1 protein-coding gene is annotated in these 1583 nt (G+C 65.4%); it reads right to left on the bottom strand.

From position 1 onward, the window contains the following. The coding region (locus WB785_RS14070; RefSeq protein ID WP_424079948.1) for a glycosyltransferase family 87 protein at nucleotides 1–1556 on the bottom strand (1556 nt) is incomplete at its 3' end. Nucleotides 1557–1583: the final 27 nt, after the last annotated feature.

Here is a 1583-nt window from a genome sequence, read left to right on the forward strand (position 1 = left end):
CAGCTGGGCGGCGCGTCGGGCGCCCGATCGAACACCCCGCCCGCGGGATCGTCGACCCGTCCGCACCAGCGCACCAGATCCTCCTCGGGCCGGTAGATCTGACGGACCACCAGCGCACACAGGGCCAGCACCGCGAAGTCACGCAGCAGCACTGTGGCGGTGAACCACTGCTCGGGCAACCCGCGGTTGGGCACGTTGTAGAGGTAGTACATCCGCGGCACCCACACCAGCGCGTCAATCGTCATCCACGCCAACAGGATTCGGCGATGCGGCAACGCCAGTACTGCCAACGGCACCAGCCACAGCGAGAACTGCGGACTCCACACCTTGTTGGTCAACAGAAAGGCTGCCACCACCAGAAACGCCAGCTGCGCCAGCCGCGGCCGCTGGCGAGCAGTCAGCGCGACGTAAGCGATTGCCGCACAGCATAATACGAACGCAGCCAAGACAACTTCGTTAAGCCTTGTAGGCGGCTGCCAGAAACCCAGCTTTGGATCGAAACCCTGCCAGCCGGTCAAGGACTTGACGACGCTGATCAACGAATCCATGTCATCGCCGCGGCGGGCGTTGAGCCTGAAGAACTCCGACCAACCCCGCGGGTAGAGCACCATCACCGGCAGGTTGACGACCAGCCAGGTCGCCACTGTCGCCGCTGCGGTCCGGGCCAGTTCCCCGAGCCGCCCGGTCCGGATGCCCAGCACCAGCAACGGCCCCAACAACAACGCCGGATACAGCTTGGCGGCGACACCCAACCCGAGCAACACGCCGGCCAGTATCGGTCGCCGACGCGCCCACGCCAGCAGCCCGCCGATCGCCAAACCCGTTGCCAGCGCATCGAAATTCGTGAACATCTGAAAGATCACCAGCGGTGACGCGCCGACCAGCGCCGCATCCCAAACCCGCCGGCCCGCCAGCCTCGCGGTGGCCCACAACGTCGTCAGCCAAGCCAACGCGAGCCCGAGTGCGGCGACATCGAAAAAGACCACCACCTCGGCGATGACCGGCAACCCAATGACTTTGCTCAACGCGGTGTAGGTCTTGGCCAATGCCATCGACACGTACTGATACAAGCCGGTAAGCACCGGATACTCCATGTAGCGCAGCGCGGGCTGGCCGTCGTACCGGATCTGTTGCTTGCCGTCGGCGTCCTTTTCCGCCCAGCTGGACTTGTACGGAAACTTGCCCTGGCTCAACAACTCTGCGCCGTACAGCGGCACGGTGTCGGAGTAGCACAGCTCGTAATAGGCGCGTTGGTTCTGCCAATTGGCGACCCGCGCATCGCCGGGCCCGGTGCCGGTGCTCTGCAAACACGGCGCTTTCGTCGACCAACCCAGTGCCAAAAACACCAGCGCGATCAAAAACATCACCCGCAACGGCGTCAGGAACGCGGTGCGCCCGATCACCGCATGCCGGCCCACCGGGCCGCCGACGACGTTCGACAGCGCCGCACCTAGAAAGTCGGTGCGGCTGGGGCAATCGCGGTCATCGGCGGAGCGCAAGTCCGCGGCCAGTGGGCGCGGCGAAATCGTGGGGCTAGAAGTCCGACCGCCGATCACGGCGGCGGCGACGGAACAGGCTGGGGC

Origin of the sequence: Mycobacterium sp. (genome assembly GCF_049585075.1) — a bacterium.
Classification (GTDB): Bacteria; Actinomycetota; Actinomycetes; order Mycobacteriales; family Mycobacteriaceae; genus Mycobacterium.